At 63.2% G+C, this 23,975-nt stretch carries 28 protein-coding genes; 15 read left to right on the forward strand and 13 right to left on the reverse strand.

Annotated features, from left to right (window positions below; all coding sequences use genetic code 11):
• Positions 1-115: 115 nt before the first annotated feature.
• From msrB to DCY11_RS01200, 4 genes are all read right to left on the reverse strand, one after another.
• Entirely contained in the window at positions 116-619 is a 504-nt protein-coding gene (gene msrB, locus DCY11_RS01185; RefSeq protein WP_069445517.1) for a peptide-methionine (R)-S-oxide reductase MsrB, read from the reverse strand.
• Positions 620-786: 167 nt separating this feature from the next.
• Complete coding sequence (locus DCY11_RS01190) at positions 787-1,590, reverse strand: sensor histidine kinase (protein WP_159079719.1); 804 nt, start codon at positions 1,588-1,590, stop codon at positions 787-789.
• A 55-nt stretch (positions 1,591-1,645) separates the two neighbouring features.
• Positions 1,646-1,804 carry a DUF1328 family protein gene (locus DCY11_RS01195; protein WP_108680786.1) on the reverse strand — a complete coding sequence of 53 codons (159 nt, stop codon included), beginning with the start codon at positions 1,802-1,804 and terminating at the stop codon, positions 1,646-1,648.
• Between the two features lie 96 nt (positions 1,805-1,900).
• Positions 1,901-2,248, reverse strand: coding sequence for a response regulator (locus tag DCY11_RS01200; protein ID WP_069445354.1), 348 nt, complete (start codon positions 2,246-2,248; stop codon positions 1,901-1,903).
• A gap of 180 nt (positions 2,249-2,428) precedes the next feature.
• Here DCY11_RS01200 and DCY11_RS01205 point away from each other — a divergent pair, with 180 nt between their 5' ends.
• Complete coding sequence (locus DCY11_RS01205) at positions 2,429-2,584, forward strand: DUF3309 family protein (protein ID WP_045369815.1); 156 nt, start codon at positions 2,429-2,431, stop codon at positions 2,582-2,584.
• A 32-nt stretch (positions 2,585-2,616) separates the two neighbouring features.
• Here the strand turns inward: DCY11_RS01205 and DCY11_RS01210 are convergent, their stop codons facing one another.
• Complete coding sequence (locus DCY11_RS01210; protein ID WP_069445353.1) at positions 2,617-3,408, reverse strand: response regulator; 792 nt, start codon at positions 3,406-3,408, stop codon at positions 2,617-2,619.
• A 272-nt stretch (positions 3,409-3,680) separates the two neighbouring features.
• Here DCY11_RS01210 and DCY11_RS01215 point away from each other — a divergent pair, with 272 nt between their 5' ends.
• Positions 3,681-3,887: a NepR family anti-sigma factor gene (locus tag DCY11_RS01215; RefSeq protein WP_159079720.1), complete on the forward strand. Its 207-nt coding sequence runs from the start codon at positions 3,681-3,683 to the stop codon at positions 3,885-3,887.
• Position 3,888: 1 nt separating this feature from the next.
• Positions 3,889-4,446: a sigma-70 family RNA polymerase sigma factor gene (locus tag DCY11_RS01220; RefSeq protein WP_108680790.1), complete on the forward strand. Its 558-nt coding sequence runs from the start codon at positions 3,889-3,891 to the stop codon at positions 4,444-4,446.
• Here the strand turns inward: DCY11_RS01220 and DCY11_RS01225 are convergent.
• A complete protein-coding gene (locus tag DCY11_RS01225) occupies positions 4,443-5,414 on the reverse strand; it encodes an AEC family transporter (protein ID WP_108680792.1) in 972 nt (323 codons plus the stop codon). The genes DCY11_RS01220 and DCY11_RS01225 overlap by 4 nt on opposite strands.
• Positions 5,415-5,809: 395 nt before the next feature.
• Between DCY11_RS01225 and DCY11_RS01230 the strand changes: the two genes are divergently transcribed.
• Positions 5,810-6,295: a hypothetical protein gene (locus DCY11_RS01230; RefSeq protein WP_159079721.1), complete on the forward strand. Its 486-nt coding sequence runs from the start codon at positions 5,810-5,812 to the stop codon at positions 6,293-6,295.
• A 127-nt stretch (positions 6,296-6,422) separates the two neighbouring features.
• Here DCY11_RS01230 and pabB read toward each other — a convergent pair whose 3' ends face one another.
• Positions 6,423-7,898, reverse strand: a complete 1,476-nt coding sequence (gene pabB / locus DCY11_RS15820; protein ID WP_245409413.1) for an aminodeoxychorismate synthase component I — start codon at positions 7,896-7,898, stop codon at positions 6,423-6,425.
• A 188-nt stretch (positions 7,899-8,086) separates the two neighbouring features.
• Here pabB and DCY11_RS16025 point away from each other — a divergent pair, with 188 nt between their 5' ends.
• Positions 8,087-8,221, forward strand: a complete 135-nt coding sequence (locus tag DCY11_RS16025) for a hypothetical protein (protein WP_256385627.1) — start codon at positions 8,087-8,089, stop codon at positions 8,219-8,221.
• Between the two features lie 116 nt (positions 8,222-8,337).
• On the opposite strand, the gene DCY11_RS01240 is transcribed toward DCY11_RS16025, so the two are convergent.
• The 5 genes from DCY11_RS01240 to DCY11_RS01260 form a co-directional block, all read right to left on the reverse strand.
• Positions 8,338-9,141: a formylmethanofuran dehydrogenase subunit C gene (locus DCY11_RS01240; RefSeq protein ID WP_108680796.1), complete on the reverse strand. Its 804-nt coding sequence runs from the start codon at positions 9,139-9,141 to the stop codon at positions 8,338-8,340.
• The gene (gene fhcD, locus DCY11_RS01245; protein ID WP_208430488.1) at positions 9,138-10,046 is read right to left on the reverse strand and encodes a formylmethanofuran--tetrahydromethanopterin N-formyltransferase; all 909 of its coding nucleotides are present in this window, start codon (positions 10,044-10,046) and stop codon (positions 9,138-9,140) included. The genes DCY11_RS01240 and fhcD overlap by 4 nt, the downstream gene beginning before the upstream one ends.
• A gap of 1 nt (position 10,047) precedes the next feature.
• Positions 10,048-11,685, reverse strand: a complete 1,638-nt coding sequence (locus tag DCY11_RS01250; RefSeq protein WP_108680798.1) for a formylmethanofuran dehydrogenase subunit A — start codon at positions 11,683-11,685, stop codon at positions 10,048-10,050.
• Positions 11,685-12,758 (reverse strand): hypothetical protein, encoded by a 1,074-nt coding sequence (locus DCY11_RS01255; protein WP_108680800.1) that lies wholly within the window; start codon positions 12,756-12,758, stop codon positions 11,685-11,687. Before DCY11_RS01255 ends, DCY11_RS01250 begins: the two co-directional genes overlap by 1 nt.
• 191 nt (positions 12,759-12,949) lie before the next feature.
• A complete protein-coding gene (locus tag DCY11_RS01260; protein WP_108680802.1) occupies positions 12,950-13,336 on the reverse strand; it encodes a 4a-hydroxytetrahydrobiopterin dehydratase in 387 nt (128 codons plus the stop codon).
• Positions 13,337-13,463: 127 nt separating this feature from the next.
• On the opposite strand from DCY11_RS01260, the gene DCY11_RS01265 reads away from it, so the two are divergent.
• The 8 genes from DCY11_RS01265 to fae all read left to right on the forward strand — a co-directional run bounded on the left by DCY11_RS01265 (position 13,464) and on the right by fae (position 20,677).
• A complete protein-coding gene (locus tag DCY11_RS01265; RefSeq protein WP_108680804.1) occupies positions 13,464-13,847 on the forward strand; it encodes an ester cyclase in 384 nt (127 codons plus the stop codon).
• 36 nt (positions 13,848-13,883) lie between these two features.
• Positions 13,884-14,939 carry a beta-ribofuranosylaminobenzene 5'-phosphate synthase family protein gene (locus DCY11_RS01270; RefSeq protein WP_245409414.1) on the forward strand — a complete coding sequence of 352 codons (1,056 nt, stop codon included), beginning with the start codon at positions 13,884-13,886 and terminating at the stop codon, positions 14,937-14,939.
• Positions 14,940-15,051: 112 nt separating this feature from the next.
• Positions 15,052-15,951 (forward strand): NAD(P)-dependent methylenetetrahydromethanopterin dehydrogenase, encoded by a 900-nt coding sequence (locus DCY11_RS01275; protein WP_245409415.1) that lies wholly within the window; start codon positions 15,052-15,054, stop codon positions 15,949-15,951.
• Position 15,952: 1 nt separating this feature from the next.
• Positions 15,953-17,149: an ATP-grasp domain-containing protein gene (locus DCY11_RS01280; protein ID WP_108680808.1), complete on the forward strand. Its 1,197-nt coding sequence runs from the start codon at positions 15,953-15,955 to the stop codon at positions 17,147-17,149.
• A gap of 42 nt (positions 17,150-17,191) precedes the next feature.
• A complete protein-coding gene (gene mch / locus DCY11_RS01285) occupies positions 17,192-18,157 on the forward strand; it encodes a methenyltetrahydromethanopterin cyclohydrolase (protein ID WP_108680810.1) in 966 nt (321 codons plus the stop codon).
• Between the two features lie 17 nt (positions 18,158-18,174).
• The gene (locus DCY11_RS01290) at positions 18,175-19,110 is read left to right on the forward strand and encodes a RimK family alpha-L-glutamate ligase (protein ID WP_245409416.1); all 936 of its coding nucleotides are present in this window, start codon (positions 18,175-18,177) and stop codon (positions 19,108-19,110) included.
• On the forward strand, positions 19,107-19,955 hold the full coding sequence (locus DCY11_RS01295; RefSeq protein WP_245409417.1) for a triphosphoribosyl-dephospho-CoA synthase: 849 nt from the start codon (positions 19,107-19,109) through the stop codon (positions 19,953-19,955). The genes DCY11_RS01290 and DCY11_RS01295 overlap by 4 nt, the downstream gene beginning before the upstream one ends.
• Positions 19,956-20,167: 212 nt before the next feature.
• Positions 20,168-20,677 (forward strand): formaldehyde-activating enzyme, encoded by a 510-nt coding sequence (gene fae, locus DCY11_RS01300; protein ID WP_069445338.1) that lies wholly within the window; start codon positions 20,168-20,170, stop codon positions 20,675-20,677.
• Positions 20,678-20,790: 113 nt separating this feature from the next.
• On the opposite strand, the gene DCY11_RS01305 is transcribed toward fae, so the two are convergent.
• Entirely contained in the window at positions 20,791-21,567 is a 777-nt protein-coding gene (locus tag DCY11_RS01305; RefSeq protein WP_108680812.1) for a HisA/HisF-related TIM barrel protein, read from the reverse strand.
• A gap of 113 nt (positions 21,568-21,680) precedes the next feature.
• On the opposite strand from DCY11_RS01305, the gene DCY11_RS01310 reads away from it, so the two are divergent.
• A complete protein-coding gene (locus tag DCY11_RS01310) occupies positions 21,681-22,697 on the forward strand; it encodes a hydantoinase/oxoprolinase family protein (RefSeq protein ID WP_108680814.1) in 1,017 nt (338 codons plus the stop codon).
• A gap of 107 nt (positions 22,698-22,804) precedes the next feature.
• The gene (locus DCY11_RS01315) at positions 22,805-23,968 is read left to right on the forward strand and encodes an acyl-CoA desaturase (RefSeq protein ID WP_108683619.1); all 1,164 of its coding nucleotides are present in this window, start codon (positions 22,805-22,807) and stop codon (positions 23,966-23,968) included.
• Positions 23,969-23,975: the final 7 nt, after the last annotated feature.

A 23,975-nucleotide genomic window follows, 5' to 3' on the forward strand; every position in this document is an offset into this window, starting at 1 on the left:
GTGCACCCTTTGGCTTGGTTCCCGAAAACCGCGGCCCCGATCGCAAAAAGAATCGGCGCGGCCTCGAACGAAGCCACGCCGCAGTCGGTCAGGGAGGAAAAAGGAATACGCGGCTCTAAGCCGGTACGAACTTGAGCGAAACGCCGTTGATGCAGTACCGCAAACCGGTCGGTTTCGGCCCATCGTTGAAGACATGACCGAGATGCCCGCCACAGCGGCGGCAATGCACTTCGTCGCGCGACATGCCCCAACTGAAGTCCTGCTGAACCCCGACATTGCCTTCGATCGGGGCGTAGAAGCTCGGCCAGCCAGTGCCGGATTCGAACTTGGTTTCCGACTTGAAGACCGGGAGGTCGCAACCGGCGCAGACAAAGGTCCCTTGCCGCTTTTCCTTGTTCAGCGGGCTGGTCCAGCGCGCCTCGGTGTCCTCCTCGCGCAACACCGCGTATTGCTCGGGCGTCAGAATCTTGCGCCACTCTTCGGGCGTCTTCGTAATCTCGAATTTGCCGTCCGCAGCGGCGGTCGCCGGCGAACCATGCCCGCGCAGCAGAACCGCGCCGCCAGCCGCAGCCGCCGCAACGCCGGCGGTGCCGAGTAGAATCTGTCGTCGCGATACCATCATGGCTCCTTCCCCATTGGCGGCTGTCGTGATCGTCTAAGCCAATGGATATGACAAGAATCTAAGGATTACCGGCCGACCTTCAATTCAACTTCGGCGCACAGCTGTTCACGAGCGCTTTATCGGGAGCGGTCCGGATGAGGGGCCTGGATAACGGCCGAAGCGCCCTACCCCCGCGAGGTGATGTGGGAGGCCGGAATCACGATCTCACAGCGGACGCCCTCGACCGGGAAGGACAAAGCCACTTTGCCGGCAAGGGCTTGGCCGACGATATTTTCGATCATCGCGCGCCCGAAACCCGAACTGGACGGTGTCTCCACGTCCGGGCCGCCGCTTTCCGCCCAGACGACTTTCAGGGCCTTCTCGTCCTCGCAGACCTGCCAGCCCACATGCACCGCGCCTTCCGGCTTCGATAGCGAGCCGTACTTCTCCGCATTCGCGGTTAGCTCGTGCAGCGCCATACCAAGGTTGTGAACGGCTTCGGGCTTCAGCACGACGTCTTCGCCTTCGATCGTGACCTGCTTGCCGGGGCCGTCCATATGCTGTTCCAGCTGCTGTTCCACCAGCATCCGCAACGAGGCCCCATGCCAGTCGTCCGCGACGAGAAGGTCGTGGGACATCCCAATCCCGTGGAGCCGTGCACCGAACCGGTCGAGAAATTCGTCGACGGTCGCTGTCTGCCGTGCCGTCTGGCGGGCAATGGCCTGGATCACGGCCAGAAGGTTCTTGGACCGGTGCGTCAGTTCACGGAGCAACAGCCGAAGCTGCTGTTCGCTGGCGGACCGCTCGACCCCGAACTGCTTTTCCGCCTCAGCCAATTCCTGCGTGCGCCGCTCGAGGTCGTCTTCCAGCTGTTGCCTGGCGGCCTCGCGCGTCTGCCCGTTCTTGCGCGCGACAAGGAGGTAGATCAGCAGCCCGCAGGCCAGGAGAACACCGACCACGGTGAGAACCGTCCCCGAAGCCATGGTCATATGCGCCTGCATAGAGACTGCGCCGCTCACAGAAAGACCCGCGTATCTGCCCCGGCTAAACGAGTGCCGCGATCAGCGTGACCAGGAACACAAGGAGGAAGATGAAGAACAGGACCCGTGCGACACCGGCTGCCGCCGATGCGACCCCGCCAAAACCGAACACGCCGGCAATCAGCGCCACCACCGCAAATATTATCGCCCAGGTCAGTAACATCCGTGGTCCTACCCGCCGTTGGCCCGCGCCAAGACACAAGCGCGACTGCGCCTACGCCAAACGCGTCACTTCCCGAATTGTTGCACGGCGCGGTTGTCAAAACCCGGCGACCGCCGCGAGGATCTCCTGGTCCGTGAACGGCTTTCGAACCAGAGGGGCTGCATTGTGGGCCGGCGGCAGGCTTTCGCGCCCATAACCGCTGACAAAGGCAAACGGCAGCCCGCGCGTTGCCAGGACATCCGCGATACGGCTGGCGGATTCGCCTCCCAGGTGGGCATCGAGCAGAGCACCGCGTAAGGGACGGCTCTGGATCGCACTCAACGCATCGCTGACCGTACTCGCGGGACCGACGACCGCCAGCCCCGCATTCTCGAGAGCCGCCACGATATCGAGCGCAATGAGAAACTCGTCCTCCACAACAAGGATGGGATTTGGATTGATCACGTCGAATCCTTCCTGCGCCTCGACCGGGCACTGTCCCTACGGAAACGTGGGGAGCGGCAATCGGTTTCGCCAGTCGGGCTGATAATTGCGGACCGCCGAAGCCTAGCGTCATACGGAGAATAGTCTATGGTCGGCGCGATCCCGAGGGTCATCGCGAAGAACCACGCTCAGAGAGACGAAATGGGCTCAACAATTCTCCTCATCATCCTGGTCGCGGTTTTGCTCGCCGTATTGCCCGCCTGGCCCTATAGCCGCGCCTGGGGCGCGTTCCCGGCTGGCCTCGTAGGTTTGATCATCGTCTTGCTGCTCGTGCTTAAGTTCCTCGGCAAGATCTAGCGCCGCGAGCCGTCACGACGGGGCGCTATCAATCAGCTCTTGCGTTTGGCGTGCTGCTCGAAGAACAGCGCCTGCGACACGATCGCCTTCACCGTATCGGGTTGATAGGGCTTGGTGATCAAGAAGGCCGGCTCGGGACGCTCGCCCGTGAGCAGCCGGTCCGGATAGGCCGTGATGAAGATCACCGGCACCTCGAACGAGCCCAGAATCTCATTGACCGCGTCGAGCCCCGAACTGCCGTCCGCAAGCTGAATATCGGCGAGAACCAACCCCGGCTTCTTGCTCGACGCCGCATCGACCGCCTCGGCATGGGTCCGGGCGACGCCCGCCACCTGGTGCCCCAGCCCCTCCACGATTGCTTCAAGGTCCATGGCAATCATCGGCTCGTCCTCGATGATGAGCACATCGGTTGCGACCTGCGCCGCAATCTCCCGGCCCGCATCATCCAGCAGCGCCTGCACGTTGCTAGGCGTGGTGTTGAGGATGTCGGCGGTCTCGTCGACTGAAAACCCTTCGACCGAGCAGAGCACGAACGCTTGCCGGGCCAGCGGGGTGATCTGTTCCAGCTGCCGGTCGACCGGCGAGTCCCCCCGGTCGAAAACCTCGGTCTTGAGATTCAGGCCGACGGAATTCCACATGCTGACGAAGGTGCGGTAGAGCGCGACCCGGGGATCAAGACCGTTGTCGAACAGGGACGGATCCTCCGCCAAGACCTGGAGGGTCGCCGCGACATAGGCGTCGCCCGCGGTCTGGGAGCCAGCGAGGGCACGCGCGAACCGCCTGAGCAACGGCAAATGCGGCGCGATGGTCTGAGACAACTGCATGGAACGGTGATCCCCAAAAGAGCCTGAGATACTGGCCAATCGACCGCCCATTGTCTCACACACGGAGGCGAAAGAAACAATGCGCTGGATCGCTGCCAGGCAAAAAGCTGCCACGAAACTTTGGCAAAATCGTCTTGAGTTTGGAACCGATTGAAGGATTGCGGGTTTTTCCGGTGCAGATGTACAGCGGTTATCGGTTACAATCGGCGTGCTGATCGTACCGATAAGGAACCGTTGTGACCGAAGACGATAAGGATAAGGCTCAAAGGCGCATGTCTGTCGACGCCAGTAAGAGCACCCAGCAGCCAGACGATGGCATCGTCGAGCCTGCGGCCCAGCCGGATGCAAGTATGTCCCCCGCCCTCCAAGCCCATATCGGCCGACAGGTTCGAGCGATGTTCGATTCTGTCGCCGAGGAACCGGTTCCCGAGCACCTTTTGAGGCTTCTCAAGGATCTCGACGACAGCGGAGAGAAGTAACTTGCCAGAGACCGTTTCACCGGGCCTCAAAGATGCGCTCGTGGGCCAAATCGGCAGCCTGCGGGCCTTCGCCGTGTCGCTCTGCGGCGACCGCGAGCGGGCCGACGACCTCGTGCAGGAGACGCTCTACAAGGCGTGGAACAACCTGTCGTCGTTCCAGGAGGGAACCAACCTCAAAGCCTGGCTCTTCACCATCCTCCGGAATACGTATTTCTCGGAACGCCGCAAGAAGAAGCGCGAGGTCGAGGACGTCGATGGGGCCTATGCGGCAAAGCTGTCGTCGATCCCAGAGCAGCACGGCCACATGGATATGCGCGACTTCGAGGAGGCGCTGTCGGAGCTTCCGGACGATCAACGTGAGGCCCTCGTCCTGGTCGGCGCGGCCGGTTTCTCCTACGAGGAAGCTGCGGAAATTTCCGGGTGCGCCGTGGGCACGATCAAGAGCCGCGTCAATCGCGCCCGCCGGCGTATCGCTGAATCACTGAACATTGATGCCGACGAAGACGGCCCGTCCGACTTGGTCGGCACCGACTCCGTGCCCGCGTCCCGAAGCGCCTAACCTATAATCCAAATAAACAGGCTGATCGTCAGCAGTGAGCCGAACGTGCTGATCAGCAGCGCCGACGCGGCCTCCGGAATGGCTGTGCGGAACTGGACCGCCAGCATCACCACGACCGAGACCGCCGGCAGCGCCGTCGTGACGACGGCTTGGCCCAAGATGGGATCCTTGTACCCGAGGGACAGCATGCCCAGACAGACCAGTGCGGGCTGAAGCACGTTCTTGATGAAAACGAGACTAAGGACGGGCACGCTGAACTTCACATTGTAGCCCGCAAGGATGATCCCCGACGCAAACAAGGCTACACCGGACGAGGAATGGCCGAGCAACGACAAGGACTGGTCGACGACTTGTGGGAGGTCAACGCCCAGAAGCACCATGACGACGCCTGCACTCGGAAGCCAGACGATCGGCCGCTTAAGCGACTTCATGATCGTTCCCGGAATATCGACGCGATGCGGCGGCGCCGTTGCCGCCCCATCTGTCCCTGCCAGTGCCTGTTCGCTCCGTGCCGCATCGAGCTCCAATAAAACGAGCGTCGTCGGGAGGAGGAAAATCACGATGATCATGCCACCGACCGCAATGGGGATGCTCGCAGTGTCGCCGTACAGAGAGCCTAGTACGGGAACACCGACAAAGGCCGTGCTCGGCCCGGACGCCATCAAGGCGCGAAGGGCGCTCAAGCCGATGGGATGGCGGAAGATGAAAACAGCCGCCAGAAGGACCAGCGCGTACGTGCCGACGATCGCGAGAAGGAGGAAACAAACCAGCGGCAAACTGCTCAGCAGTTGCTCGCGTCCCGCGCTGAATACACCGACAAACAAGGCCAGCGGCAGGGCATAGGTCATCACCATGCGGTTGAGCGTCGGCACCTCGTCTTGCGAAAAATCGTGATGCCAGGCGGCGAAGTAGCCGAGCATGATGGTGATGATCGCTGGAAGCAGCGCGCTGAGAATCTGTCCTAGCATTAGTCCCCCGAAACGATTTTAGACGCCATTCCCCGCGCCGCGCCTGGTGCATCCGCGACTCGTCTCTGCCCTGGCCGGACACGGCGCAGGCTACGACAGGCGCAATTCAAATCAACACCGACCCCTTGATGTCTGGCCCAACAGACCAAATGTGTAAGCCTCACCGGAAATACCTGGAGGCTCCGAACAAGGCCAAGATTTAAGGTTCGACCGTACCGCCCCTAAAGCGGCAGGTCTTGCTGTAACGGCCAAGATGGTCTTCCAGGCTAAGGAATTGCGGGGAATTGTCCTATCGTCACTTGATTGCGCTAAGACCACACTGACAGTTGATTCTTCGTCCAAGCCTCAAGAGACCCGCCATGACCGATGATGTCCAAGAGACTGAGAAGACAAACATGACAGACAATAAAGCGAAGACTGACAAAGCCACACAAGCCGACAAAGAGTGGGATGACCTGCAGCATGACCTGGAGACGCTCGGCAGCCAAGTGAAGGCCCTACGCGATCACGCCGGTGCCCTCGGCGAAACCGTTCTCGGCAATATGGAATTGCGCTTCCAGGATGTGCTGAGCCGCGCCAATGCCTATCGCAATACGACGGCCGCCCAAATCGAAGAGCTGCAGAAGACGGCGCTTGACCAAGCCGATCAGACGCAAGCCACGTTGACGGAGCAGGGCAAGAAGTCCGCCGCCATGGCCAAGGACAAGGCCCGCGAACTTTGGGACCGCGCCGAGCCTCTGCGCCAGGGCGCCCAGGAAGTGGGCAACGGTTTCCTGCGGGCGTGGTCCGAGATCGCCGCATCGTTCGGCAAGGCCGCCGAGAAGGTTCAGACGGAACGGCCCAAGGACAGCGCAGACGACAAGAGTTCCAAGACGACCTGACATCAGGCGGCTTGAACAGACTGCGAGGGGAGCGCATCGCAGAGCGCACACCGGGAAAGCGCCCAGATCTTCGGATCTGGGCATTTTCTTTTTGGGATGTCTGTTGCTGCTTCAGCCCAACGGGCGATCAAACTAAAGGATCCCCGTCCGGACTCCCGGCATCCTGCAACAGCTCGGCTCGAACCAGGCCCCGGACTGAATTGCCGAGATAGACGCGATCGGCCTGCTTGAGGTCGGCCTCGGTCAGTACCGCTTCGCTGGCGGCGGCGCGCGGAAGGTCGAGGAGTTCTTCCCGCAACGTGCCGGGCAGAAGTCCGCAGCGGAGCGCGGGCGTGAACAAGCGCCCATCCCTTTCGACGAAGAGATTTGTCCGCGTGCCTTCCGTCAGTTCACCGCGCTTATTGAGGAAGACGACCTCATCGCACCCTGTGAGGTCCTTCTGCCGTTCCATCTCCCCATCGTAGAACTGGCGCCGCGTGGTCTTGTGGTAGAAGAACGGGTCCGTCTCATCGACGCGCTGGTCCGAGATGACGAACCGCCAGACCGTGTCCTTGGTCGGCAGTTCGATCTCGCGTGAGCTGACCTGCACCGTCCCGTCCTCGAACAACAGCAGACGCACCATTGCCACCGGCGAGGTAATCTTGTCTGCTTCCGCCTCCAGTGCTGCGACGACGGTGTTCCGGTCATAGCGATAACCGAAATGGGCCGCGGATGCCTGGAGCCGCAGAAGATGGCGTTCGAGGAGGTGGTAGCCGCGCTCGCTCTGCCACCGCAGCGTTTCGATCAGTTCGAACGGCCCGCCGGACTCTGTCAGGAACTGCGCCTTGAGCAGGCATTCCGCATGTTCGGAGTCTTCCTTCGAGTCCGCGACGATGCCGCCGCCGATTCCCATCTCACCGCGCCCATCCGACAGGACCGCCGTGCGGATAGCCACGTTGAACTGGCATTCGCCGGACGGCGCGATCGTGCCGATGGCGCCGGTATAGATGCCGCGCGGCTCCTTCTCCACTTCGCGGATGATCTCCATCGCCCGCACCTTCGGCGCGCCGGTAATCGAGCCGCAGGGAAACAGCGCGCCGAGCATATCGGCGAGTTCCATGTCGGAGCGCAGTTCGGACGTAATGCCCGAGGTCATCTGATGCACGGTGCGATAGGTCTCGACCGTGAAGAGGTCGGTCACCTCCACCGAGCCGATCCGCGAGACCCGCGCGAGATCGTTGCGCAGGAGATCCACGATCATGAGATTCTCGGCGCGCTGCTTCTCGTCCATGGCGAGCCAGGTCTTGAGGCGCGCGTCCTCACGCGGCGTCCGGCCTCTCGGGGCGGTGCCCTTCATGGGCCGCGTGGAGAGCTGTTGATTCTCACGGCGGAAGAACAGTTCCGGCGAGAGCGAGAGAACGGCAAGGTCCGGCGTTTCGATCAGCGCGCCATAGGCGACGAGTTGGCGCCGGCGCAGCGCCGCGTAAAGCGCGGTCGGATCGCCCTCGAAGTCGAACAGATATTTCTGCGTGAGATTGATTTGATAGACGTCACCGGCGGCGATGTAGTCCTGAACGGTTCGGAACGCGCGACCATACTCCTCCCGGGTCCACGACAACTCCAAGTTCGAGATCTTGGCGTGGCCTGCCCCGCCGCGCTCACCGAGCCAGTGGCGGACAGCTTCGTCCCCATCCGCTTGGGCTCACCGTACAGGCCCACCCAGAAAAGCGGCACCGCGCGGTTCGCGGGCATCAGCCCGGCTAGTTTCGGCTCGAGGCAATAGCCGAGCTCGTAGGAGAAATAGCCGGCCGCATGGAGGCCGCGCGCCAGCCCATCGGAAATGCGCTGAAGCCCGGAATCGACGTCCTCCGGTCTGTCGACGCAGACGATCTCCTCGGCCTGCTCGAAAAGCAGGCTGCGCTCACCGGAGGTGAGACTGTCATCTAGAAGAACGAAGGGCGAAGACGTCATGGAAAAGTGCAAGGCGACCCAGCTTAAACGCCCAGCATAAAGGAGAAGCGTCCATCCGGCGTCAAGTGTCCGCCGGCGCGGGCTGCCCCGCTCTATTCGAGGATCAGCATTTCGCCTTTGCCGAGAACGGCCATATCGCCCATGAGCCTGCGGGCGCGGCCGCCGAGGCGAATCCGCATGCCCTGCTCGCGCAGCCATGTTTCCAACAGGCGAAGGTAGTCGAACTCCATGACGCCGCTGTCCACATAGGTCGGCATGAGGTGGCGCGGCTTGTCTGCGAAAATGAGACTGCCGCGGCGGTTACCGTAGCCCGCGTAGCGGCCCGCGCCGCCCCGAAGCAGAAGCGTGCCAGCAACCATCCGGCCGCCCGCGTAGTCGCCAGCCTTGCCGCCGACAACGATGAGCCCGCGCCGCAGACGCTCTCCCAGAAGCGATCCCGCATCGCCGCCGATGGAAATGAACCCGCCCTTCATACCGAAGGTCTCACCGAAGGCGACGCCGCCGGCCTGGTCGCCGACATCGCGCCGTACACTGATTTCACCGCCGGACATGCTTGCGCCCACGGACACGCCCGCGCTGCCGTCCACTGCGATCTTACCGCGCTTCATCTGCGCACCGAGCAGCATGCCGACATCGCCGTCGACCACGATCTCGCCGCCGGCAAGCTTGGCGCCGATCTTGTCGCAACGATCGTCGGTCCCGACGAAGTGGAGGTTCTGGACATCCCTGCCCTTCACCTTGAAGGCGTCGCCTACCGTCAGAGCCTCGCGCGTCGTCGCAACCGACAACGCCTCGATCTCTTTGCGGTTCAGACCGTCGAGACGGCTTGGCACCAACGACGACAGGTCGAGCCGTTGCTCAGGCCGTCCCTTGAGCTCGAAACTAAGCGCGCTCACCCGACAATCTCCTTAAGGTGGAAGTGATGGGGCCCGAGGTTGCCGCCGTAATTGCCGGCCGTGATGTGGGTGATGCCCTCGCGCGCGCCACCCTTGGCAATCGCGTGGAGGCCCTCATGCATGGCTTCATGGACCGCGTCCGCCGTCAGCCCGTCGATCACGATCTCCAAGACCGCTTCGGCGCTCGGCGGCAGCTCCGAGTCCGCATGCCATTTCAGCCCCGGTGCGTAGGCGTGATTGGTTGATGCGATCTGGCCCGCATATTTTGAGCCGACCTTCGAGCCCGACCGCACGATGCCGCCGGGGAACGGCGTGATCACATCCGGCACCTCGGCCATGGCCTTGACCGCCCGGGTGCAAGCCGCGAGCACGGCCTTGTGGGACTTGCCGACGACGAGAAGGTTGCCGCCGCCCACCGCCTTGGTCGTCATGCCGGTCTTTTCCTCGCAAACGAACTCGCCGCCCATGACGGGAATGCGCCAGTAGCGGCGTCCGCCGATGACTTTCGACATCTGCCAGCCGTCACCGAAGAAGCGCAAGGAGGAGCCGAGTTTCAGACTCTTCTCGCCCTTGAGCCCCGCGTAGCACGCAGAGCCGGGGCTGGTCAGCACGCACTGCCCTACCCGGTTGCGCAGCTGCGTCTGCAGCATGTTCGCGTCCATGGTGAACAGCAGCACGGCGACGCCAGGGCGCCCGTCGGGCGTCTCGGACTTCGACAGGGTGCGCTCGATTCCGCCTTCCGCGCCGCACGCGATCACGGAAGTCGCGAAGCCCGTCATGGTGCGGGCCGAGATCATGGCCCACTCGGCGGTCGGCGCGGTGATGATGACGCGCGTGCCCACCATGGGGAAGGCTTCCGCGAACGTCTCGACAATGGTGACGCCTTTGACTTTCAGCTCTGGCATGTCAGCTCGCACAACGAATGGTCGCGAACCGATCGGGACGATCGGAAACGGTTTCGGTCACGCCGAACCATGAGGGGTCGGCGCCATAATAGGTCTCGTAGTAAGAACGCACGCGCTTTTCGATCTGACGGTCGAAGCCGGGATCCACGTGGTAGCACTGCCCCCAGCTTAGATCGACGACAGTGCCCTTGCGCACGACGAGCTTGCCGGACTTGAACACCAGGTCGGCGGCGGAGAACATCTTCGTCTTGTTCTTCTGCTCGGTGTAGACGGCGACATCGGCCACCGCGCCCGGCGCCAGATGGCCGCGGTCGGTCAGGCCCAAAACCTTCGCCGGCGCCGCGCGCGTCATGATCGCCAGTTCGGACAGGGTGATCTCGCGCGAGATACCGGCGAGCCCCGACACCTGACGCGAAGCCTCGGGCAACGCATCGAACCAGCGCGAGCGCTCGTTCTTGTCCATCAAGAGATGGAAGATCTCGGGATAGCGCGTGAAGAGTGCACCGTTGGGATGATCGGTCGAGAACAGCACCCGCCAAGGGTCCTCCGCGAGCAGGAAGATCTCGAGGCCGATGGCCCATTGCAGCGCGTTGACGAAGCTCTTCTTCTTGTAATTGTACGGCACGACGCCCGTGCCGTTGCCTTCGGCCTGGTTGATCACCCACTTTTTCGGGTTGGCGGCACGGCGGCCGTCGAATTGGCGCAGCACGTCGCCGGAGATCGTGATGGTCTGGCCGAACATGACCTGCCCCACGTCGACCGTCGCCTTCTTGTGCTTGTTGATTGCTTCCATGAGCGCCGGTGCGCCCGACGAGAAGCCCTTATCGCCTTCCTTGCCGTAGCCATAGAACTGGATATGCGCCAGATGGATCGGGTGTCCTCCGGTCGCTTTCAGCGTCGCCACGGCCGTGTCGACATTACCGGCGATGCCGAGATTGTTCGTGTGAACGTGCGGCGGATGGGGCACGCCGAGATCGGCGATGGCTTGCTGCATCGCTTCGACGATGCCGCGCGAGGTCACGCCGTATTCGGGCACCTGCTCATCGAGATCGAACGTGCGCGCATTGAACTTGAAGGCCTCGGAGCCGCCGGCGTTGATCACCTTGAGGCCGAGCGCCTTCGAGTGCGCCAACGTCCAGGCGACGTAATCCTTCAACTCGTCGCTCTTGACGTCGCCCTTGCGGAGCAGGTTGAGCGTGTAGTCGTCGTTGCCAAGCACCACGAGGCCGGCGCAGTCGATGATCGGGATCGCCGCCATTTCCTTGTGGGCCTGGATGGCATGGGTCGGGATCATCGCCGGCTCGATCACCGTGGTGTAGCCCATCTCCGCATAACGGATGCCGGTGGCATAGGAGCCCCACACCGCGGGAGACGGACCGTAAGGCTGGCCTTCAGAGGCAGCGATGAGCGGAAGCTCGGGCATCAACTGACGGCCGAGCGTCACGTTGGTGCCGGCGATGTGCGAGTGCACGTCGATCGCGCCCGCCATGACGATCTTGCCGGACACGTCATGGACTTCGTCAGGCTCGCGACCCTCGGGCGCCGCGACCACGCGGCCGTTCTTCAGATAGACATCGCCCACGGAATCGCGATTGTTCGCGGGATCGATGACCCGGCCGCCCTTAAGCTGGATGAGCATCAAGCGGCTCCCTTTTCGTCGATCAGCGTACCGATCTTATTCAACACGTCCGCCACGGTCGGCTTGTCGGACTTTGCGGACTTGGCCTTGACCACGCCGATACCCGCGATGGGCGGCAGGTAGAGCGCGGCATCGTGGTCGGCGGCGGCCGCGCCCACTTCGATCACTACATCGTCGCGGCCCGCCTTCACAGGCTTCGACGACAGCACGATGGACGGGACGCCCCGGAAAGCCCGCGTCGGCGGCGCTACCTCGGCGCCGTCCAGCGCGTCGATCCAGACGAGGGCATCAGCCTCGCCGCTCTTGAGCAGGCGCTCCGTCTCGAAGGCCCACATGTTGTTCTCAGGGATCTCGCCTGCGAAGCTCGTCCGTACCGGCAAGGCACAGGTCCAGATGGAACAGAGATTCACGCCGTCGCCGTTGCCGGGCGCGGACATAGCAAGCGTGGACGCGCGGGTCGTCTTGACGAGATAGCGAACGGTCTCGAGCACCGTATGCATGACCGGCTCTTCGAGCTCGGCCGGATCGTAGACGAACACGACAAACGCAGAGTCCCGCAGCCTTTGTCCGGCTGAGAGGACTTTCTTGCCAAGCGCTGCGTCGCGAGTCTCAAACGGCATCTCGCGCGTGGCGGCTCCCAGCAACGCCACAAGCTCCGGCAGCGGGTTCTTGCCGCCGATCTCGGTGGTGCGAATGCCTGCGGGCGTCTTGCCCTTCTTCGTGCCGACAACAATCAGCTCGCGCTTGTTATCGCCGGGGCGCGGCAGGTTCTTGGCCGGAAACAGTTTTTCCAGGAGATCAGCGTCGCGCTCGCGCGGACCGTCGCCAATCAGAACGACGGTGTCGGCGCGATTGCGAACCTCGCCGAAGCTCGCCGGAGTCGAGCCGGTCTCGCGCATCACGCGCGCTGCGCGCGACGTGCCTTCACTCGCGGCATGGTCGACCACACCGCCGAGTTTCTGTGCCAGAGCGAGCGCCGCCGTGGCGCCATCCACATCGGTAAAGAGACCGCCGAAGACCGGGAAACGTGCCTGTGCGAGTAAATCCGCTGCACGTTGGAGCGTGCTGTCCAAACTCGTTGTCCTCCCAGGCACTTCTTCTTGAATCGGCTACAGAGATAAACAGATGGCCTCCCCGGCGCAAGCACAGCCAGTCGGGTTCGACGACAAATTTGCTGTCACGGGTCACCCGATCGGGGCCGATCGGCGCGCGATGACAAGATTGCCTACGGACTAAGCATGCGAGCGAACGGCTCGCTCAACGGTCAGCTCTTGGGCTTGTCGTATTTGATGTAGGAGAACCGCATGTCGTCCTCGGGTGTCCCCTCCAGGGAACCGCCCTCGCCACCGGGCTGCCAGTGCACGACATCCTCGATTTTCTTGGCCAGTTCGAAGTCCTTGTCGCTGATTCCTTTTGCCGCATGGTTCATCAGCCGCACCTCGACCCAGGCGTAAGACGCGGTGATGTCCGGGTGGTGCCAGGCCGCTTCGGACAGATGGCCAATGGTGTTGATCACCATCAGCGTGCCCTTCCAGCTATTGGTCTTGTACTTGCGGCGAATCCAGCCGTCTTCGAGATACCAGTGAGGAAGCTCTTCTTTCAGACGCTTCTCGACCTCGGCCTCGCTGTAGGTGCGCTCTTTCGTTGCCATCGCTCTCGTCTTTTGAAACAGTGCGCCGCAACATTTTGATCGTTGCGTCGCTCATCAAACTGTAGCCACGCTGAGCATATCGGCGGGCCTTGAGCGGATCAATGGAGGCTGTTCAAAGGGAACGCGTATGCCCGACATTGAGCGCAACAAAGAGACCGCAACGGCCTTCTATGACCTAGCCTTCAACCAGTGCCGCCCCGCCGAGGCGGTCGCGCGTTATATTGGAGACACCTATATCCAGCACAACCCACACGTGAAGGATGGGACGGACGGGTTTATCGAGTACTTTGAGGAAATGCAGCGCCGCTATCCCGGCAAGCGCGTGACCTTCAAGCGGATCCTGGCCGAGGGGAATTTCGTGGTGCTGCATTGTCTTCAGGAATGGCCCGGCGATCAGGACTGGATTGGCATCGATATTTTCCGGCTGGACGATGCCGGGAAGGTTGTCGAGCACTGGGACGTCCTTCAACTTGCGCCGGAAAGCTCGGCCAATCCGAACGGCATGTTCTAGTGCTCAAATTTGCGTGCCCAAGAAGTTTTGGCCCTTATGGAAACGATGTTGACTGAGTTGTCCCAGTCCCAGACCGAGAACCACGACGAAAGCCTCGGGCCCGCAGTGTCGGTCGCCACGACGGCGCGTCTGCATTTTGGGTTCTTCGACCCCAGCGGGCGGACGGCGCGGCCCTTCGGCAGTTTCGGGCTGTCGCTCGACCGGCCGTGGACGCGGCTGACCCTGCAGCGCGCAGGCGAGACCCTGGTCACCGGGCCGGAGGCGCAACGCGCGGCGCGCTATCTGCGCAAAATCGCGGAGGCCTACGGCATCGACCACGCCTATCGCTTGGACGTCACGGAGGCGATCCCTTCGCATGCCGGGCTCGGCTCCGGTACGCAGCTCGCGCTGGCGGTCGGCGCCGCCTTCGGAGCGCTGGAAGGGCTGGACCTCTCCGCGCCCGAAATCGCGGGCATCCTCGGACGGGGCGCGCGCTCCGGGATCGGCATCGCAACGTTCGAGACCGGCGGTGCGGTCCTGGACAGCGGACCGTACGACGGGGCCTTGCCGTGGCTCGTAGCACGAGTCCCCTTCCCGGAGCATTGGCGGGCCTTGCTGATATTCGATCCGCACTCCAAGGGCCTCGACGGCGCGGACGAGGTGGCGGCCTTCGAAACCGCCCCCGCCTATTCGGAGGATGCGCGGTCGGCTCTCGAGACGCGGGTTCTCGAACGCGCCTTGCCGGCGCTTCAGGACGAAAATTTCGACGTCTTCTGCGAGGAGGTCGGATACCTGCAGGCGCGCATGGGCGAGTATTTCGCGCCGAGCCAGGGCGGCATCTTCACCAGCCCCCGCGTCGGCGCGGTCCTCGAAGCCTTGCGGGCGGACGGCGTGACCGGGCTCGGTCAGAGTTCCTGGGGGCCGACCGGCTTTGCCTTCGCCGATTCTGAGGCCGAGGCGGAGCGTCTGTTCGCGATTGCCTTCGATGTCGCGCGTGCGCGCGACGACGGCTCCGCCCTGGAGCTCATGATCGCCAAGGGCCGCAACCAAGGCGCCGAGATCACGTCCCCGCACCTGACGTCGGCCAAGAATCTGGGCTCAACGGGCGTTTGAGGTTCTTTCCAGTCGCGCTCGATGTGCTAAAGCGGAAGTCATAAGAGCAACACACCCGGCCGACCGCGTGGAGAAGCGCGCAGGCCGCATCAAGTCTGGGGAGATGGCAGCGATGGCCCCGCCACGTATTCTGCACATGATCACGCCGCTCAAATATATGAGCCCGTTCGACATCAACATGGGAATCGACGCCGGCTACGATCACGCCATTCCCTATACGAACGCCACGATCGAGGACATTTACGGCCTCGTGCAGGACGCCATCTTTTCCCGCAGCCCCGAGGGCATCAAACGCCAGGCCGTCTTCATCGGCGGCAAGCGCGCCATCGAGTCGCTCGACATGATGGACAAGGCCAAGAAGGCCATGGTGCCCCCGTTCGAGGTATCGGTGTTCGCCGATCCAGCCGGATCGTTCACCACCGCCGCGGCCATGGTGGCCTGCGCCAAGACGGCCCTGAAGAAGACCTTCAAGACCGACTTCAAGGACAAGCGGGTCATCGTCTATGGCGGCACGGGCGTGGTTGCCTTTGCTTCCGCTGTCATTGCTTCCATGGACGGCGCCAAGGCCTTTCTCGTCGGCTATGACGGTCCGGAGCGCGTGCGCCGCCTGACCATGGAAGCCAATGACCGCTTCAACGTGGATCTCGGCTACGCCGACGGCACGACCGAGGAACAGAAGGAAGAACTCGCGCAGAGCGCCGACGTCATCTTCTCCGCTGGTCCCGCCGGCCGTCAGATTTTGGGCCTCGAGCAGTTCAAGCCCGCCAAGAACCTCAAAGTCGTCGCCGATGTGAACGCCGTTCCGCCGCTCGGTATCGAGGGTGTCGGCATTCAGGACAACGGCGTTCCTGTCGAGGGTGCGGACGGCGCTGTCGGCATCGGCGCGCTGGCGATCGGCGACATCAAGTACAAGACCGAGATCGGCATGTTCAAAGAGATGATCGAGGCCGAAAAGCCCGTCTATCTCGACTTCCGCGCCGCTTATCGATTGGCTCAGGAGCTCACCTCCTAAATTGCCGGAGCCCGCGCGCGGTTCGCTCCTCATCGTCGCGGTCTCAGGCCGCGCGCTGGCCCGCGCCGCAGCCGATGCGGGCTACGTGGCCCTGGTCGCGGACTTCTTCGCCGACGTCGACACGCAGACGCTCGCCCATCGGGCGCTAAAAGTTCCAGGCGACATGGCGCGGGGTTTTCAGTGGGAGTCTCTGGAGCCTGTCCTGGAAGCCCTTTGCGCGGAAGCGCCCTCCCCGCCGCCCGGCCTGATCTATGGCTCGGGTTTCGAGGATCGCCCGGCGCTTCTGGATGCCGTCGCGGCGCGGTGGACGCTCCTCGGCAACGAGGCCGCCACTGTTTCGGAAATCAACGATCCGGGACGTTTCTTCGCGGCGCTGACACGGATGGCCATTCCCCATCCCGACACCCGCCTTGAGCCGCCGCCCGATCCCGAGGGCTGGGTTGCCAAGCGGCCGGGCGGCGCCGGGGGCAGCCACATCGCACCGGCCCGCGACCGGCCAGCCGCAAGTAATGCGTATTTTCAAAGACTTGTCCCCGGGCGGTCAATCTCGGCCTTATTCGCCGGCGACGGAACGCAGGCGGCCGTTCTTGGCTTCAGCGAACAATGGGGCGCGCCGGCCCCCGGCAGGCCGTGGCGCTATGGCGGCGCCGCGCAGCCGGCGCGGCTAGGCGCCGAGGCCGCCGAACGCATGGGCGAGATCGTGGCGCGGGTGACCACAGAGTTCCGGTTGAAGGGTCTGAACAGCGCCGATTTCTTGCTCGATGGAGATACGCCGCTCTTGCTCGAGATCAATCCACGGCCCGGCGCGACGCTCGACATCTTCGCGAACCCAGCGCTCCCGCTGATGGACATTTATGTGAACGCCGCACTGCACAATCGCCTTCCGGCCCAGAGGCCGGCCTTCGAAAGTGCGGCCGCATCGATGATTGTCTTCGCGCCCGAGCCCCTCACGATACCTGCGGCAATGACCTGGCCGGACGGGGCCGCCGATTTGCCTAAACCCGCGGAACAGATCGACAAAGAGCGCCCGATATGCACTTTACTGGCGCGGGCGGAATCGGGGGATGAGGCTCGCAACCTCGTTCAAATGCGTGCCAGAGAGCTTCTGGCGGCATTGAACGTGGCCGAGAATCCATCGTACACGGATCGATTCTCCGCCCATAATGGACTTGTCGACGAGCGACGGGTCCGCGACTGATAGGCGCAATAAAAAGACGGCCCCGCGAAAACGAAGGATCACATGACAAAACCAAGTTTGAATACTCAGGTCGCCCCGCTGGTGCGCGATCTGATCGACAATGCCGATGCCTTGCGGGTTGGCGTATCCAAGGGCTCTTTGGGGGAAACGCTGATCGACTGCGGCGTGGACTCGGTAGGCGGCCTCGAAGCGGGGCGTCGCCTCACCGAGATTTGCCTTGCCGGACTCGGCGTCGTGTCTTTCGAGACAGCCAGCACCAGCGACAAATGGCCCTTCCTGATCTCCGTCCACACGAGCCAGCCGGTTCTGGCCTGCCTCGGCTCGCAATACGCCGGCTGGAGCATCTCGGGCAAGGATGCCGACGGCAAAGATTTCTACATGCTGGGCTCGGGTCCGGCCCGTGCGATGGGATCGTCTGAGCCGCTCTTCAAGGAGCTCGACTATCGCGACAAGGCGGAGACCGCGACGCTCGTGCTCGAAGCGGACAACGCGCCGCCAGCCGCGCTTGTCGAGGACGTGGCCAAGGCCTGCGGCTTGCCGCCGGAGAAGCTCACCTTCCTGTTCGCGCCGACATCGAGCCTTGCCGGCTCGGTCCAAGTCGCCGGCCGCAGCTTGGAAGTCGCACTTCACAAAGCCCATGAATTGCATTTCCCGCTCGAGCACATTGTCGACGGCATGGCGACCGTACCGATCCCGCCGCCGGTCCCCGGCTTCGTGGAAGCCATGGGCCGCACCAACGACGCCATCATTTATGGCGGCCGGGCGCAGCTCTATGTGGAAGGCGACGAGGCGGCAGCCAAAAAACTCGCGGAGGAACTTCCGAGCAAGAACTCGAAGGACTACGGCAAGCCGTTCGCCGAGATCTTCGCGGCCGTCAAAGGCGACTTCTATCAGATCGACCCCATGCTCTTCAGTCCGGCCAAGGTGACGGTGACGTGCCTGTCGACCGGCAAGAGCTTTGAAGGCGGCGCCATCGACGAGGCCGTCCTCAATCGGTCGTTCTCGTAAGCGACTATCGAGGGGCGATGACCCACGACATGCCCATAACACCGTCCATCGTCCTATTCGGCGATGGACGGGACTGGCACGGCAAGAGCCTGCGGCGCGCTTTCGAGCGGCGGGGCATCCGGCCCGTGATCGCCCCCCTCGCCCAGTGCGGCTTTTCCACCGAGACGGCCACGGGCCTCTCCATCCCAGGCCTTGGAGATCATTGCCCGCGCGGCGCCTTCGTCCGGTTCATTCCGGGCGGGAGCTTCGAACAGGTGACGCTCTATCTCGGCCTGCTGCATGCCTTGAGAGAGCTCGGCGTCACGGTGTGGAACGATGCTCGCGCCATCGAACGCTGCGTCGACAAATCCACGACAACGTTCTTCCTGCAGAAGGCCGGCCTGCCGACCCCGCGCACTTTCGCAGGCGTCGATCGCGCGACCGCGCAAGAAGTCGTGTCGCGCCTGGCATTGGAGGGCCACAAGGCCGTCGAGAAGCCCCTTTTCGGAGCGCAGGGTAAAGGCATCCGTTTGCTCGAAACGGCGGATGACCTGTCGCCGCCCGAGGATGTCGATGGCGTCTACTATCTGCAGGAGTTCGTTCCGCCTGCCCAGGAACACCACCAGGATTGGCGCTTGTTCGTCTGCGGCGGCCGCGTTGTCGCCTCGATGATCCGGCACGGCGAGGACTGGATCACCAACATCAAGCTCGGCGCGCGTGCGGAAGCCGCAATCGCCAGCCAGGAGCTTGCGGATCTCGCCGTGCGGGCCGCCGCCTGCGTTGGCGCCGACTATGCCGGCGTTGATATCATCCAAGGACGCGATGGACGCTTTCTCGTCCTAGAGGTCAACTCCATGCCGGCTTGGAACGGATTACAGAGAGTCACAAGTCTCAGATTGTCCGACACCGTGGTCGATGCGTTTCTCGCCGCGGCCTTGCCCGAAAGCACACGTGATGCGCGGGGTGAAGCGTGAGCGCAGCGCTGACCAGCGAAGCCGTCGCGACTGCCTTCCATGACGCCTGCCTGGCGGAACTCGATGCCCTGAAGCCGGGAAACGTCCATCGCCATGCGGACGGCCATCGCATGGAAGTCGCCGACTTCGAGAAAAGCGCGGCGGCTGCCGCACCGGTCATCGGCGCTGCGGGTCTCAGCGTTGGAGAGCGAATCGAAGCGGCGGTCGAGGCCACGCGCGGTGTCGTCAGCCACAACACCAATCTCGGCATCATTCTGCTCGCCGCCCCCCTCGCCCAGGCAGCACTCCTCTCAGGGGGCTCGGGCCTGCGGCAGGCCCTCACCCTGGTCCTCACATCCTTGACGGTGGCGGATGCCAGAGCTGCCTACCGCGCGATACGGATGGCCGAGCCCGGCGGGCTTGGCACGGCTCCGGAGCACGACGTCACTTCGGATCCGGACATAACGTTGCTCGACGCCATGCGTGCCGCCCAATCTCAGGACCGAATCGCCTGGAACTATGCGAATGACTTCGTCGACATTTTCGATCTCGGCCTCAAATGGCGCGCGGGCGGGACGGAGCGGTGGGGCGATGTCCCTTGGGTCACGACCTACGTGTATCTCGGGTTCCTCGCGCACATCCCCGACACGCTGATTGAGCGCAAATTCGGGACGCATACGGCCGGTGAGGTCCTCGACGAGGCCCGGCCCATCGAAGCAGGGCTGTCCCAGACCAACACGCCCCAAGAAATGGCCGCTCCCTTGGCCGCATTCGATGCCTCGCTCAAGGAGCGCGGCCTGAATCCTGGGACGTCGGCGGACCTTACGGTTGCAACCGAGTTCGCAGGCGCCCTAATCGGCGGATAACTTCCTGCAAAGAATTCGGCCCAAATCGGTCTGAACGGCGAACAATCGGCTTGCATCCTTCAGGTCCGGCCTTATGTTCACCCTCGCGGAGCCCCAGGTGGGGCTGCGAACGCTGGAGCGCATCCTGTGCTCTTCCGTTGGTTCTGCCGGGTCTCCGGCGGCGCCTTTGTTTTTTGTTTTGATCACGTCTCACGTACTAGGGAGGGGGCCTCATGGCCAAAATCACTGGTGTATGCATCGGCGAGTCGCTCGTCGGCGATGGCAACGAAGTTGCCCATATCGATCTCATTCTCGGCCCGCGTGGCAGCGCCGCCGAGTCGGCCTTCTGCAACGCGCTGACGAACAACAAGGACGGCTTCACCACGCTGCTCGCCGTTGTTGCTCCGAACCTGCTCTGCAAGCCGGCTACGATTCTCTACAACAAGGTCACCATCAAGGACGCCCGTCAGGCTGTTCAGATGTTTGGCCCTGCTCAGTACGCGGTTGCCAAGGCCGTTGCTGACTCCGTCGCCGAGGGTGTTATCCCGGCTGACGAGGCTGACGATCTTTATGTCTGCGTTGGCGTCTTCATCCACTGGGAAGCCGCGGACGACAAGAAGATCCAGGACTTCAACTATCAGGCGACCAAGGAAGCTATCGCCCGCGCCGTCGCCGGCGAGCCGAAGGCTTCGGAAGTCACCGCCAAGAAGGACTCTGCCGCTCACCCGTTCGCCGCTGGTTGAACAGGAGAAGCTGCGGATCGGGCGACCTCCGGTGGCGAAGATGAGCCGGGCCCGATACGTCGGTGGCTCAAGAAACTTGGTTTCTAATTCGCGGGGTTGACCGCTTGTCAGACTTAAGATCGCCGCCCTCCCCAGAGGGCGGCGATTTCTTTTTGTCCGATGGCGCCCGAATGCAGCGCCGTCGCCACGAGGACCCCGCGCGCGCCGGCATCCATGACCGTCGCTACGTCGTCCTTCGTCGCGATTCCGCCGGCCACGTAGACATGCCGGTCGCCGGCGCTGGCGATGGCCTTACGCAACAGATCGAGGTCGGGACCCGTTTCGGTTCCCACGCGGCCAAGGCTCATGAGAATGACGCGTTCGGGCCAGAGGTCCGGTTGGCTCATCAACTCTTTCGGGCCCCGCAGGCCCTGTTCGTCGAAATCCAGCGACAGGACCAGATTGCGGCCGAAATTCGTGCACATAGCCTTCCAGTCCTCAAGGCTGCCGATGGTCTCGCTGCCGACGACAAGCGTCGCCCCGAGGGGCAGCCAAAAGGCGCAATCGTCCAGGTTCGAGAACCCCGCATCGATCCAGAGGTCGGTTTCAGGAACCGCATCGGCGAGTGCCCGGACGAGTTCGAAGTTGTTGCCGCGCCCCAGGATCGAGTCGAGGTCGGCAATGTACAGAACGGGCGAGAAGGTGATACCGAGAAGCGCTCTGGCGATGGCCGGCGCGTCGTGCGGCGGCCCGAACGGGGTCGCAATCGGGCGGTAGTCCGCGCGCTTTCCCGCATGCGCCTGTTTGCCCGCCCGCGCGTGCACCACACCTCCGTCCTTCAGATCGAGCACCGGTACGACGGCGAACGAGACGGTGGGCTGATTTCCGGGAATTTCGGATGTCGGCGCCATGGTGAATGTGCCTTTCGAATCTCGTAGCTATCATGCCGCGTATCGGCGTCCGGGGAAATGACGTCTTAAGTACTGAGTTATTGGGCAATCACGTTTGAGGAAATGGGGTCTCAATGGCCATGTGTTTTGGGTGGGATTTGGGCGGCGTCAACGTGAAGCTGGCCTGCGTCGAGGACGGCCGGGTGGCGTCCGTCGCGCAGATTCCCTGCCCTGCCCTTGCCGAACCGCGTAAGTTCGATCTCGCCGTCGAGGAAGCCCTTGCCCTAATCGGCGTCAGCGATGCCAGCCACGCGGTCACCATGACCGGCGAGCTCTCCGACGTCTTCGCCAGCCGTTACGAGGGCGTTGCCTATCTCGTCGGCTTGATGCGCAAGTCGGTTGGCGACGGGGTCCGCTTCTACAGTCTCGACGGGTTTGTGGACGCGCGTGGCGCCATTACCGGTTGGCAGGACGTCGCCTCGGCAAACTGGCACGCCAGCGCCGCGCTCGCCGCGACCGTCGAGGACAGCGGGCTCCTGGTCGATGTCGGCACGACGACGACGGATCTCATTCCATTCAAGGACGGCCGCCCTTGCGCCGTAGGCCGCACCGACGGCGACCGTCTGACGGAAGGCGAACTCATCTATCGCGGTGTCGTCCGCACGCCGGTGATGGCAATCGCCGCCCAGGCCCCGTTCAAGGGCCGGATGCAAGGTCTCGCGGCCGAACGCTTCGCCACCATGGCCGATGTCTACCGCCTCACTGGGGAGTTGCCGGAGGACGCGGATCCCTTCCCGTCCGCCGACAACCGGGGCAAGGACTTGGAAGAGAGCGCCGCACGCCTGGCCCGGATGCTGGGGCGCGACGCCGAGGATGCCGACATCGTGGCCTGGAGGGCCCTCGCCCATTTCCTCGGCCGGCGCCTCCTGGACCAGATCGAGGCCGACGCCCGTGCGGTCATCGAAAGGGAGGAACTCGGCCCCGAAGTACCCGTCGTCGGGGCCGGATGCGGGCGGTTTTTGGCGGTCTCCCTCGCGGGCCGGCTGGGGCGCCCCTATCGGGATTTCGCCGACCTGATTCCTCACGCCGACGAGGCCCGGGAGATGGTCTCCCGTTGCGCACCGGCCGTCGCCGTGGCACAGCTTGCTTGAGGGCGCGACATTTCCCACATTGAGATAGCGCAAGGCTTTGATTCTCAAAGTCTCCGATACCATTTCGCGCTGTTAGTGAATTGAACCGCAAAGGATTTATGACGAATATGGCAAGTGAGACCCAGCCCGTCGACGTGCATGACGATATCGTCTACCCGTCGGCGATTCCCTTTTTATTGGTACATCTTGCCTGTTTCGGCGCCATTTGGTCGGGCGTGACCTGGGAGGCCGCTATCCTGGGCATCTCCCTGTATTGGATCCGCATCTTCGCCATCGGCGCAGGCTATCACCGCCTCTTCTCCCACCGGGCATATTCCACGAGCCGGGCCTTTCAGTTCGTTCTGGCCGTTCTGTGTCAAAGCACCGCACAAAAGAGCGTCCTGTGGTGGGCCGCCAAACACCGACATCACCATCTGCATTCGGACACCGAGCTCGACACACATTCCCCGCGTCAGCACGGCTTCCTCTACAGCCATCTCGGCTGGATCTTCGCTCGGCAGCATGACGATTTCGACGAGGAGAAGGTCCCCGATCTGATGCGTTATCCGGAGCTGCGCTGGCTCGACAAATACCCGCTGCTCCCGGCCTTCGGTTTGGCCGTAATCTGCTTCCTGATCGCCGGCTGGTCCGGCCTGTTCGTCGGCTTCTTCTGGAGCACGGTGGCCGTCTATCACGGCACCTTCTGCATCAACTCGCTCGCCCATGTGCACGGCAAGAAGCGCTACGTGACCGGCGACGATTCCCGCAACAATTGGCTCCTGGCCATCTTCACCATGGGCGAAGGCTGGCACAACAATCACCACGCGTTCCAGAGCAGCGTACGGCAGGGCTTTCGCTGGTACGAATGGGATCCGACCTATTACATCCTCAAGGCGCTGTCCTGGGTCGGTCTCGTCTGGGATCTGCGCATGCCGCCGAAAAAGGTCGTGCGGAACGAGCACGGTCTGGGCGTCGGCGTCATCAACCGCGCCGCCGAGCAGCTCGCCGGTCACTTCAATTCAGCCCGCATTGCGAGCACCCTCTCCAACACATTGAACGGCGTTGAGCTGGACGCCCTGCGTGACGCGCTGGCGCGCGCGCAGGATCGCACCCACGACGCCTTGGCGCATATCCATGTGCCGCAGTTGCCGACGCGGGAGGAACTCATGGCCAAGGCCAACAAAATCTTCGCGCGCACGCAGTCGCTCGAAGAGATCGTCGATCGCGCCTATCACCTGCTGCTGTCGTCGGTGAATTCCTACCTCACCGAACCGGCCAAGGCGCGCGCCTAACGCTCAG

The sequence above is a fragment of the Methyloceanibacter sp. wino2 genome (genome assembly GCF_003071365.1).
Taxonomy (GTDB): Bacteria; Pseudomonadota; Alphaproteobacteria; order Rhizobiales; family Methyloligellaceae; genus Methyloceanibacter.

What these genes read in the sequence shown, in the direction of transcription:
- msrB (WP_069445517.1), bottom strand. Translation starts at nt 619, where the DNA reads ATGGTATCGCGACGACAGATTCTACTCGGCACCGCCGGCGTTGCGGCG.
- DCY11_RS01190 (WP_159079719.1), bottom strand. Translation starts at nt 1,590, where the DNA reads ATGACCATGGCTTCGGGGACGGTTCTCACCGTGGTCGGTGTTCTCCTG.
- DCY11_RS01195 (WP_108680786.1), bottom strand. Translation starts at nt 1,804, where the DNA reads ATGTTACTGACCTGGGCGATAATATTTGCGGTGGTGGCGCTGATTGCC.
- DCY11_RS01205 (WP_045369815.1), top strand. Translation starts at nt 2,429, where the DNA reads ATGGGCTCAACAATTCTCCTCATCATCCTGGTCGCGGTTTTGCTCGCC.
- DCY11_RS01210 (WP_069445353.1), bottom strand. Translation starts at nt 3,408, where the DNA reads ATGCAGTTGTCTCAGACCATCGCGCCGCATTTGCCGTTGCTCAGGCGG.
- DCY11_RS01215 (WP_159079720.1), top strand. Translation starts at nt 3,681, where the DNA reads ATGTCTGTCGACGCCAGTAAGAGCACCCAGCAGCCAGACGATGGCATC.
- DCY11_RS01225 (WP_108680792.1), bottom strand. Translation starts at nt 5,414, where the DNA reads ATGCTAGGACAGATTCTCAGCGCGCTGCTTCCAGCGATCATCACCATC.
- DCY11_RS01230 (WP_159079721.1), top strand. Translation starts at nt 5,810, where the DNA reads ATGACAGACAATAAAGCGAAGACTGACAAAGCCACACAAGCCGACAAA.
- DCY11_RS16025 (WP_256385627.1), top strand. Translation starts at nt 8,087, where the DNA reads ATGGAGGCCGCGCGCCAGCCCATCGGAAATGCGCTGAAGCCCGGAATC.
- fhcD (WP_208430488.1), bottom strand. Translation starts at nt 10,046, where the DNA reads ATGCCAGAGCTGAAAGTCAAAGGCGTCACCATTGTCGAGACGTTCGCG.
- DCY11_RS01250 (WP_108680798.1), bottom strand. Translation starts at nt 11,685, where the DNA reads ATGCTCATCCAGCTTAAGGGCGGCCGGGTCATCGATCCCGCGAACAAT.
- DCY11_RS01260 (WP_108680802.1), bottom strand. Translation starts at nt 13,336, where the DNA reads ATGGCAACGAAAGAGCGCACCTACAGCGAGGCCGAGGTCGAGAAGCGT.
- DCY11_RS01265 (WP_108680804.1), top strand. Translation starts at nt 13,464, where the DNA reads ATGCCCGACATTGAGCGCAACAAAGAGACCGCAACGGCCTTCTATGAC.
- DCY11_RS01270 (WP_245409414.1), top strand. Translation starts at nt 13,884, where the DNA reads ATGGAAACGATGTTGACTGAGTTGTCCCAGTCCCAGACCGAGAACCAC.
- DCY11_RS01275 (WP_245409415.1), top strand. Translation starts at nt 15,052, where the DNA reads ATGGCCCCGCCACGTATTCTGCACATGATCACGCCGCTCAAATATATG.
- mch (WP_108680810.1), top strand. Translation starts at nt 17,192, where the DNA reads ATGACAAAACCAAGTTTGAATACTCAGGTCGCCCCGCTGGTGCGCGAT.
- DCY11_RS01290 (WP_245409416.1), top strand. Translation starts at nt 18,175, where the DNA reads ATGACCCACGACATGCCCATAACACCGTCCATCGTCCTATTCGGCGAT.
- fae (WP_069445338.1), top strand. Translation starts at nt 20,168, where the DNA reads ATGGCCAAAATCACTGGTGTATGCATCGGCGAGTCGCTCGTCGGCGAT.
- DCY11_RS01305 (WP_108680812.1), bottom strand. Translation starts at nt 21,567, where the DNA reads ATGGCGCCGACATCCGAAATTCCCGGAAATCAGCCCACCGTCTCGTTC.
- DCY11_RS01310 (WP_108680814.1), top strand. Translation starts at nt 21,681, where the DNA reads ATGGCCATGTGTTTTGGGTGGGATTTGGGCGGCGTCAACGTGAAGCTG.
- DCY11_RS01315 (WP_108683619.1), top strand. Translation starts at nt 22,805, where the DNA reads ATGGCAAGTGAGACCCAGCCCGTCGACGTGCATGACGATATCGTCTAC.